This window comes from Kitasatospora sp. NPDC004240, from assembly GCF_053603215.1.
The window spans coordinates 46,178-55,232 of sequence record NZ_JBSGFD010000037.1 but is presented as its reverse complement, the minus strand read 5'-3'; the positions used below and the strand labels follow the sequence as shown (position 1 = coordinate 55,232).

Sequence of the window (9,055 nt, the reverse complement as noted above, 5' to 3'; positions counted from 1 at the left end):
GCCGCGCGGCGGCCGGCCACGGCGATCAGGGCGGCCGCCAGGCCCGGCAGGCCACCCGTGCGCCGTCGCACCTCGGCGGCGAAGGCCGGGCTCACCCCGTCCGTGCCGAGCAGCCGCCGGGCCAGCGCCGCGACCTCCCCGGCGTCCAGCGGGGCGAGCTCCAGCTCCGTCACGGCCACCTCGGGCGCGGCCGCGGCGAGCACCCGGTCGAGGAGCGGCCCGGCCGCCGCCGAGGACCGCGCGGTCAGCACCAGGGACGCCCGCCCGGGCATCCGGGCCACCAGATGGCGCAGGAAGCGGACCGTCAGCGGGTCCGCCGCGTGCACGTCCTCCAGCACCAGGACCGGCCGCACCACCTCGATCAGCGCGCACAGGGCCCGGAACTCCCGGTGCGACGCCCCGCCCGCCGGCGAGGCCCCGGAGGGCTCCGGCAGGTCCGGCAACTCCGGTACGCCCGGCAGGTCCGGCAGGTTCGGCAGGTCCGGCAGGTCCGGCGGCGCGGGCGGCAGCCGGTCGGCCAGTTCGGGCAGCAGGCCGCGCAGCACCCCGGTCACCGCCGCCAGCGCGGACGCCCCCGGCAGCAGCGGGCCCGCCCCCGCCAGCGCCTCCACCACGGCGCCCAGCGGGAACGCCCCCGCCCCGTCATCGGCGCACCGCCCCACCAGGACCGGCCGCCCGCCCTCGAACGGCAGCCGGGCCAGCTCGGCCACCAGCGTGCTGCGCCCGGCCCCGGCCGGCCCGGTGACCACCACCACGGCGGGCGCCGCCGCGAGCAGCGCCGCGACCGCGCGGGCCGACGTGGGGAGGGGTGCTGGCTCGGCGCGGCGGGGTGTGGTCACGGCGTCCTCTCCTGAGCGGGGCGCTCACGATAGCGGCCGTCCGTGGGCGGCCCGGCCGGCGGAGGGAAAGATCCGTGCGGTGCGGGAGTTGTTTGGGTAGCGCGGCCGGCCCCACCCTCGGCGGCGGCCGCGCGCGCCGCCTGGACCGGGCCGGGGACGGCCGCTGTACTGGGCTGTCGCGACGTACCGGCCCCGCCGGCCGGGCAGCGGAACGGAGGGCCGATGGCACGGCTGGTGGTCGAGGGCGAGGAGCTCGTGGTGCGGCTCGCCCGGTGGGAGCGGCTCGCGGCGGGCCGTGGCGGTGTCCGGGTCCCGCTGACGGCCGTCGTCCGGGTGACCGTGGAGCGCGACTGGTGGCGCGCCCTGCGCGGCGTCCGGGGGCGGGGCACCTGGATCCCCGGCGCGCTCAGCCTCGGGAGCCGGCCGCAGCCGGAGGGGCAGGACTTCGCGGCCGTCCGGCCCCGGCGGCCGGTGGTCTGCGTGGACCTGCGCCGGCCCGCCCCCTTCGTCCGCCTCGCCGTCACCGACCCGGACCCGGAGGCCACCGCCCGCACCATCCGCGCCGCGGCCGGCCTCTGACCCCGGGCCGTTCTCTGACCCCGGGCCGTCTCAGGGGCCGGGCACCGGGCCGGAGGGCGTGCGCCGGGGCCACACTGGAAGGGTGAGCGGACCGGCCGGCCCGACGGGGCACCGCAGCGTGCCGCACACCGGGGACCTCGCCGTCGAGGCGTGGGCCCCGGGGCGGGAGGAGTGCGTGGCCGAGGCGGTGCGTGGCGCGGTCGAGGGCTTCGCGCGGATCCCGCCGCGGTTGCCGAGCGTCCCGCGTGCGTACGAGCTGCGCGCCGACGACGACGAGCGGCTGCTGGTCGCCGCGCTGGAGGAGATGATCTTCCGCGCCGAGACGGCCGGCGAACTGCCGGCCGAGGTGACGCTGCTGCCCACCGCCGACGGCGCCCTGCTGCGGCTGGCCGTGGTCGACAGCGACCTGGTCGAACAGGTCGGCGCGGTGCCCAAGGCGGTGGCCCTGCACGGCCTGCGGATGACCCGTGGACCCGAGGGCTGGCGCTGCCACGTCACCCTCGACGTGTGACCGGGCGGCGCGAGGGCCTGTCGGACGGGCCCGGGGCCCGGAAGGGAAAGGACGGCGGGCATGGAGGTCCGACTGGTCGAGGAGACCCCGTGGCGCCACCGCGTCGAACGGGTCGGCGCGATGCGGGTGCCCGGGGTGGTGTTCGCCCCGCACGAGCTGCTGCCGCTGGACGAGGGCGACCGGGCGCTCGAACAGGTGGCGAACGTGGCCACCCTGCCGGGCATCGTCCGGGCCTCGTACGCGATGCCCGACATCCACTGGGGCTACGGCTTCCCGATCGGCGGGGTGGCCGCCACCGACGTGGCCGCGGGCGGGGTGATCTCGCCCGGCGGCGTCGGCTTCGACATCTCCTGCGGGGTGCGGCTGCTCACCAGCGAGCTGGAGCGCGACGCCGTCCGCGCGGTGCTGCCCGCGCTGCTGGACCGGCTGGACCCGCTGATCCCGCGCGGCCTGGGCCGCGGCTGCCTCTGGCGACCCGGCGGCCGGCGCCCGCTGCAGGAGGTGCTCCGCGGCGGCGCCCGCTACCTGGTGGAACGCGGCCACGGCGTGCCGCGCGACCTGGACCGCTGCGAGGACGGCGGGGCGGTGGACGACGCCGACGTCACCCAGGTCGGCGAGCGCGCCCTGGAACGCGGCGGCGGCCAGGTCGGCAGCCTCGGCTCGGCCAACCACTTCCTGGAGGTGCAGGCCGTCGACCGGATCTACGACGAGGAGAGCGCCCGCGCCTTCGGCCTGCGCACCGGGCAGGTGTGCGTGATGATCCACTGCGGTTCGCGCGGCCTCGGCCACCAGATCTGCACCGACCACGTCCAGCGGATGGGCGCGGTGATGCACCGCCACGGCATCTCCGTCCCGGACAAGCAGCTCGCCTGCGCCCCCGTGGACTCCGCGGAGGCCCGCGGCTACCTCGGCGCCATGGCCGCCGCCGCCAACTACGCCCGTGCCAACCGGCACCTGCTGGCCGCCGCCGCCCGGGCCGCGTTCCGCGAGACCACCGGCGCCGACCTGGACCTGCTGTACGACGTGTCGCACAACCTGGCCAAACTGGAACGGCACCGGGTGGACGGACACACCAGGCTGCTCTGTGTGCACCGCAAGGGCGCCACCCGCGCCCTGCCGCCGGGCCACCCCGGGCTGCCCGCCGACCTCGCGGGCACCGGGCAGCCGGTGTTCGTGCCCGGCACCATGGGCACCGCCTCGTACGTGCTGGTCGGGGTGCGGGGCAACGAGGCCTTCGACTCCACCTGCCACGGCGCCGGCCGGGTCTGGAGCCGGCACCGGGCGCAGCGTGAGATCGACATCCGCCACCTGCGCTCCGAGCTGGCCGCCGCCGGGGTCTCGGCCCGCCCGACCTCCTGGCGCGGCGCGACCGAGGAGGCCCCGGAGGCCTACAAGGACGTGGACGCGGTGGTCACGGCGGGCGAGCGCAACGGGCTGGGCCGGACGGTGGCCCGGCTGGTGCCGCTCGGGGTGCTCAAGGGGTGAGGGCGCCCTCGCCGGCGTCCTCGGCGGCACTCCCCACGGCAGTCCCGGCAGTCCCGGCAGCGCCGTCCGGGCCGGGCCCGCCGGCGGCCCCGTCCGCGTCCGGCCCGCCGAACTCGGCCACCGCCTCCGCCACGATCCCGCTCAGCCGGGCGTGGTGCGCGCCCCGCCAGTACACCTGCGCGCAGTCGGCGCACTGGGCGAAGACGTCGTACGAGCGCTCGGTGCCGTCCTCCAGACGGCCCTGCACCGACTCCTTGGCGGCGGCGCGCAGCGTGCCGTTGCAGGCCGTGCACCTGGTCCAGGGGGCCAGCGGGGGAGCGAAGCGGGACAGCACGTCGCGCAGCTGCTCCGCCGGGCGGTGGCTGTAGACGTACGCGCCGGCCCAGAGCTCGCGCCGGTGCAGCAGACCGCGGTCGCGGGAGAGCAGCACCCGGCGCTCGGCGGCCGAACGGGCGGCCAGGGCCGGGTCGCCGATGTCCACGCTCTCGTAGGCGGCGTCCACGCCCAGCAGCCGCAGCCGGCGGGCCAGCGTGCCGAGGTGCACGTCCAGCAGGAACCGGGGCGGGCCGGGCAGCGGCTGCGGCCGGCGCACCCCGAGCACCTCGATCTCCTCGCCGGCCCGGGGCACGTGCGAGGCCCCGACCGGCCCGCCGCCGGCGAGCAGGGTGCCCACCTCGGTGAGCGGCACGCCGAGCGACTCGACCACATGGCCGAGCGTCGCGGCGCCGTCGGTGCGCACCGCCGTGCGGCCCTCGCGGCGGCGCACACCGACGAAGGGGCGCAGCTCGGGGGCGAAGTCGATCCAGATCTCCGGTCCGTCCACGGCACCAGCATGCCAGCGGGCCGCCCGGGCGAGCAGGGAATTTCGCCGAGCTGCGGGGCCCGGGGTTCTGCGGCACGGTGGTCCGGAGCGGTCACGCGAGGCGCTGCGGCGGTCACGCGAGGCGCTGCGGCGGTCACCCGAGTCGTTGCCCGGTCACGCGAGCGGATGCGGCGGTCACCCGAGGCGTCGCCGCGGTCGTGCGAGGAGGCGCAATGGGCACACGAGGAGAGCGATGGATCTGGACGACCTGAGGGCCGCCGCGGAACCGGCCCGGCTGGGCGAGTACCTGAGCGGACTGCCGCAGCCGCCGACGGCCCATCACCCCGGCCCGGCCACCACGGTCCGCACGGATCTGTACGAGGGCCACCGGATCGTCGTGACCACCACCTACGAGATCACCGTGGACGGGCGGCCGGTGGCGGCCCACCTCGGGGTGGACGACGACGGCGAGGTGCACTGCCACGCGCTGCCCACCTACCAGTTCCTCTCGGCGCTGGACGCGGTGCGGGCACTGGTGGACCACTACCCCGACGAGTTCCCCGGCACGGTCGGCCCAGGCGGGCACGGCGGGCACGGGGGGCACGGCGGGCACGGGGACGGCGGTCATGGTGGCGGCCCCGGAGGTCACGGCGGTGGCGGGCACGGCGGCCCCGGGCACGGGGGTGGCTGAGGTGGCCGTCCAGCGGAGGAACATCCTGAGCGACCCCGCCGTCCGGGACGCGTACACCGAGGGCGTGCTGCGGCTGAAGCGGGAGGACTCCACCCGCACCACCAGCGATTTCGGGATCGGCGGCACACCGTCCCCGGTGAGCACCTACGACCTGTTCGTGATCTGGCACGTGATGGCGATGCGCACCGCCGTGCCGCCCGGCGGTGACCCGAACCTGCGCAACGCGGCCCACCGCGGGCCGATCTTCCTGCCCTGGCACCGCGTCATGCTGATCCTGCTGGAGGTCAACCTGCAGCGGGTGCTGGGCGATCCGGGCTTCGGCCTGCCGTACTGGGACTGGACGGCGGACGCGGCGCCGGGCCGCCCGGCCGACAGCGCCCTGTGGAAGCCGGACTGCCTGGGCGGCAGCGGACAGCCGGTCACCGACGGGCCGTTCCGCTTCGACCCCGCCGACCCGGCGGGCTTCCGGGTCAGGATCGCCACCGACTCGGCCCTCACCCTGATCCGGACGAACCGCGGGCTCAACCGGGCGCTCGCCGCGAACGGCACCGCGCTGCCCACGCCCGCCCAGGTGACGGCGCTCTTCGACACCATGGCCGACCCGGACCTCGCCACGTACGACAAGGCCCCCTGGGACCGCAGGTCGAGGGGGTTCCGCAACCGGCTGGAGGGCTTCCGGCCGCCCGGCGGCCTGCACAACCAGGTGCACGGCTGGGTCGGCCGGGACATGGGCGTGGCCGCCTCGCCCAACGACCCGGTGTTCCACCTGCACCACTGCAACGTGGACCGGCTCTGGGAGGGCTGGATGGCCCGCCACGGCCGCAGCTACCTCCCCGGTGACGACGAGCCGGACCTGCTGCTCGGGCACCGGCTCTCGGACCCGATCGTCTCCCCGATCGGCCCCTCGGCCACGCCCGCGAGCGTGTTGGACGCCTCCGCGCTCTACACGTACGACGCGGTGCCCTGAGCGCGCCCGGGCCCGGCCGCGCACCCTGTGACGGGTGTGCGGCCGGGCCCGGCGTGCCTCACGTGCTGGCGCCCTGGTTCACGGACGGGTGCCCCGGCTCACTGCGGTGCCCCGGCTCACGGACGGGCGCCCGCCCGGGCCGACACGGTGACGTGGTCGACCCGCAGGGCGTGGCCCGGCTCGGTGGCGGGCCCGGGTGCGGCGCCCATGGCGGCCGGCAGGTTGCCGCCCACGGCCACGTTGAGGATCAGGAACAGCCCGTGGTCCACCGCGCGGTCCCAGGTGGCCCGGTCCATCCCGGCGGCCGCCACCCGGTGGTACTCCCGGCCGTCGAGGTACCAGCGCACCTGCTCCGCGCCCGGGGTGAGGTCGACCTCCACCGCGTAGGTGTGGAAGGCCGAACGGCAGCCGGCACACGGGACCTCGCCCGAGCCCAGCCCCTTCGGCTCCCGGCAGGGGCCGCCGTCCAGGACGCCGCAGTGCATGGTGCCGAAGACCGCGTCCCGGCCGTTGACCGACTCCATCACGTCCAGCTCCCCGATCGCCGGCCAGCCGGTGTACCCCTGGCGCAGTTCGGCGCCGAGCGTCCAGAAGGCGGGCCAGTAGCCGGCCGCGGCCGGGCCGGTGACGTCCGGCAGGGCGAGCGAGGCCTCGATGCGCAGCACCCCGCCCGGCGGCGGCGCGAAGTCCGCGCGCCGGGACTCGATCCGGCCGGAGCTCCACCGGCCGTTCTCCAGGGTGGGCACGATCTCCAGGTGGCCGCCGCCGTCCAGCCGGACATTGGCCGTGGAGTCGGTCATCGTCTCGATCTCGCCGGTGCCCCACTGCGGCGCGGGGCAGCCGGGGTAGCAGGTGCCGAGGTCGTACTGCCAGTCGGCGGCCGAGGGGCGGCTGCCGGCCGGGCCGTCGAAGTCGTCCCGGAAGACCCGGGTCCAGCCGTCCGGCCCGGGAGCGGCGGTGCCGCCGCCTCCGACGCCTCCGGCCCCGGTGACGCCTCCGGCCCCGGTGGTGACGGCGGGGAGTGCCCCGGCCTCCACCATCAGCCGTTCCAGTCGCGGTGTGAGCAGCACGGCCGCCGCATTGGTGAGGTGCGAGTCGTCGCGGTACAGCAGGACGCGTTCCAGCACCGCCGGGCAACTGCGGCCCGAGCCGGGGCAGATGACCGAGTTCACCTGGACGGTGCGCATCCCCGGCAGTCGGCCGGCCGCGATCGCCTCGGCCAGCGGGTCGGGCCACTGCGCCGCGGACCGCTGGAACTCGCAGGCGGCCGGGTCGTCGGTGTGGCCGGAGACGCAGGCCGGGACGTCCGTCCCGGGCACCGGGGTGTCCTGGACGTAGACGATCGGCACGCCGAGCTCGCGCAGCGGCGCCAGGGTCTTCTCCCAGCCGCGCAGCAGGAGTTCACGGTCGTCGGTGTACCGGTTGAGCGAACCGACCACGATCAGGCGGGGTTTGGGCCCGCGCTGGATCCGGGCCAGGCTCTCGGCCCGCCAGGTGTCGCACTCGCGGTAGGCGCGGCCCAGCTGCGGGTTGACCACCGGGATCTCCGGCAGCGGGCAGCCCTGCTTCACCAACTCCTCCAGTGCCCAGTGCCGTTGGCCTGCGAGCGCCAGCATCGGGGAGAACCACTGCCCGGCGTGCGAGTCGCCGAGCAGCACGATCCGGTCCGGGCTGTCGGGGACGCCGAACAGGCAGGCCGGGCTGCTGGTCGCGGCCGGGTCCACCTCGCAGGCGCCGTCCGGCGGGAAGTCCTTCCGGGCCTGCACCGGGTCGGGGACGATCGGGCCGCCCTTGGCCGCGTTCGCGGTCCGCACCAGCAGGGAGGTGCCGTCCGGTGAACCGGGCGGCAGACCGAGCAGGTCGACCGGCCCGGCCGGGCCGAGCTGGCGCAGCGTCCCGGTGCCGACGACCAGCGCCAGCACCACCGGGACCACCACCGCCGAAAGCCCCAACGACAGCCCGCGCCTGGGTAGTTCGGAGACCGTACGGCTGCGCCGCAGCGGCCGCTCGACCCAGCGCAGCACCGCCGCCGCGGGCAGTGCCGAGGCCGCCGTCAGCGCCACCTTGGCCGGCCAGCCCAGCGGGCCGAAGCGGGCCGCGGCCAGCACCAGGACCGGCCAGTGCCACAGGTAGAGGTTGTAGGAGAGCCGGCCGATCGCCCTCGGCACCCGGGTGGCAAGCAGCCGGTCCACCCCGAGGGGGCTCGGTCCGGACGCTCCGGGTGTGCCGGGCACGCCGGCGAGGATGACCGCGGCGGTGCCCAGGGTCGGGACGAGCGCGGCGTACCCCGGGTAGGGGGTTGTGGCGTCGTACGCGAGGACGCACCAGACCACGGCCCCCGCCCCGGCCCATCCGGCCAACGGTCGCAGGAACCGCGGGGTTCGCCGGGTGAACCGGTGCCAGGGCAGCAGGGCGAGCAGCGCGCCGACGCCGAACTGCCAGACCCGGGACGGCGTTCCGAGGTACGCGAGCGAGACCGAGTCGTGCGTCCAGCGCAGCGCCAGGGCGAACGAGCCCGCCGTCAGCAGCACCGCCGCCGCGACCGCCAGGGCCCGTACGGCCGTACCGCGGCGGGCGGCGCGCACCGCCGGGGACACCAGCAGCGCGAGCAGCGGCGCCCACCCCAGGTAGAACTGCTCCTCCACCGCCAGCGACCAGAAGTGCAGCAGCGGGCTCTCGTCCCGGGAGGCCGCCAGGTAGTCGGTCCGCTGCGCCACGAAGCGCCAGTTGGCGACCGAGAGCGCCGCGCCGAGCACGTCGTGCTCCAGGTCGGCGCGGCGCAGCGGGACGGTGAGCCAGGCGCCGGCCACCGCCACCGCGGCGAGGACGACGGCGGCCGAGGGCAGCAGTCGGCGGGCCCGGCGGGAGAAGAACTCGCCCAGCCGGATCCGGCCGGTGGTGACGGCCTCGCGCAGCAGCAGGCCGGTGATCAGGTAGCCGGAGATGACGAAGAAGACGTCCACGCCGACGAAGCCGCCGGCGAGGCCGGGGACGGAGGCGTGGAAGGCGAGGACGGCGAGGACCGCGACCGCGCGCAGGCCCTCGATGTCAGGGCGGAAGCCGGCCGCGTGCGGCCCGGCGCCCGGAGTGTCGGAGCTCCGGGTGCCGGGGTCGCCGGGCGGCGGGCCGGGGATGGTGTAGGACTCCGGACGGAGCTCCGGGACCAGGTTCTCGGACATCG

At 76.9% G+C, this 9,055-nt stretch carries 8 protein-coding genes; 5 read left to right on the top strand and 3 right to left on the bottom strand.

The window, feature by feature from the left end; genetic code table 11:
* On the bottom strand, positions 1–839 hold an 839-nt coding region (locus tag ACWEQL_RS12940; protein ID WP_452150272.1), incomplete at its 3' end, for an AAA family ATPase.
* 222 nt (positions 840–1,061) lie between these two features.
* Between ACWEQL_RS12940 and ACWEQL_RS12935 the strand changes: the two genes are divergently transcribed.
* From ACWEQL_RS12935 to ACWEQL_RS12925, 3 genes are all read left to right on the top strand, one after another.
* On the top strand, positions 1,062–1,418 hold the full coding sequence (locus tag ACWEQL_RS12935) for a hypothetical protein (RefSeq protein WP_452150271.1): 357 nt from the start codon (positions 1,062–1,064) through the stop codon (positions 1,416–1,418).
* Between the two features lie 82 nt (positions 1,419–1,500).
* The gene (locus ACWEQL_RS12930; protein ID WP_452150270.1) at positions 1,501–1,929 is read left to right on the top strand and encodes an archease; all 429 of its coding nucleotides are present in this window, start codon (positions 1,501–1,503) and stop codon (positions 1,927–1,929) included.
* A gap of 60 nt (positions 1,930–1,989) precedes the next feature.
* Positions 1,990–3,414, top strand: coding sequence for an RtcB family protein (locus tag ACWEQL_RS12925; RefSeq protein WP_452150269.1), 1,425 nt, complete (start codon positions 1,990–1,992; stop codon positions 3,412–3,414).
* On the opposite strand, the gene ACWEQL_RS12920 is transcribed toward ACWEQL_RS12925, so the two are convergent.
* On the bottom strand, positions 3,404–4,237 hold the full coding sequence (locus tag ACWEQL_RS12920; RefSeq protein ID WP_452150268.1) for a Mut7-C RNAse domain-containing protein: 834 nt from the start codon (positions 4,235–4,237) through the stop codon (positions 3,404–3,406). The genes ACWEQL_RS12925 and ACWEQL_RS12920 overlap by 11 nt on opposite strands.
* Positions 4,238–4,469: 232 nt before the next feature.
* Between ACWEQL_RS12920 and ACWEQL_RS12915 the strand changes: the two genes are divergently transcribed.
* Entirely contained in the window at positions 4,470–4,907 is a 438-nt protein-coding gene (locus ACWEQL_RS12915; RefSeq protein ID WP_452150267.1) for a hypothetical protein, read from the top strand.
* Position 4,908: 1 nt separating this feature from the next.
* Complete coding sequence (locus tag ACWEQL_RS12910) at positions 4,909–5,874, top strand: tyrosinase family protein (protein WP_452150276.1); 966 nt, start codon at positions 4,909–4,911, stop codon at positions 5,872–5,874.
* 116 nt (positions 5,875–5,990) lie between these two features.
* On the opposite strand, the gene ACWEQL_RS12905 is transcribed toward ACWEQL_RS12910, so the two are convergent.
* Positions 5,991–9,053: an acyltransferase family protein gene (locus ACWEQL_RS12905; protein WP_452150266.1), complete on the bottom strand. Its 3,063-nt coding sequence runs from the start codon at positions 9,051–9,053 to the stop codon at positions 5,991–5,993.
* Between the last annotated feature and the right edge of the window lie 2 nt (positions 9,054–9,055).

Coding starts and splice junctions, on each gene's coding strand:
- ACWEQL_RS12905 (WP_452150266.1), bottom strand. CDS start 9,053: ATGTCCGAGAACCTGGTCCCGGAGCTCCGTCCGGAGTCCTACACCATC.
- ACWEQL_RS12935 (WP_452150271.1), top strand. CDS start 1,062: ATGGCACGGCTGGTGGTCGAGGGCGAGGAGCTCGTGGTGCGGCTCGCC.
- ACWEQL_RS12915 (WP_452150267.1), top strand. CDS start 4,470: ATGGATCTGGACGACCTGAGGGCCGCCGCGGAACCGGCCCGGCTGGGC.
- ACWEQL_RS12925 (WP_452150269.1), top strand. CDS start 1,990: ATGGAGGTCCGACTGGTCGAGGAGACCCCGTGGCGCCACCGCGTCGAA.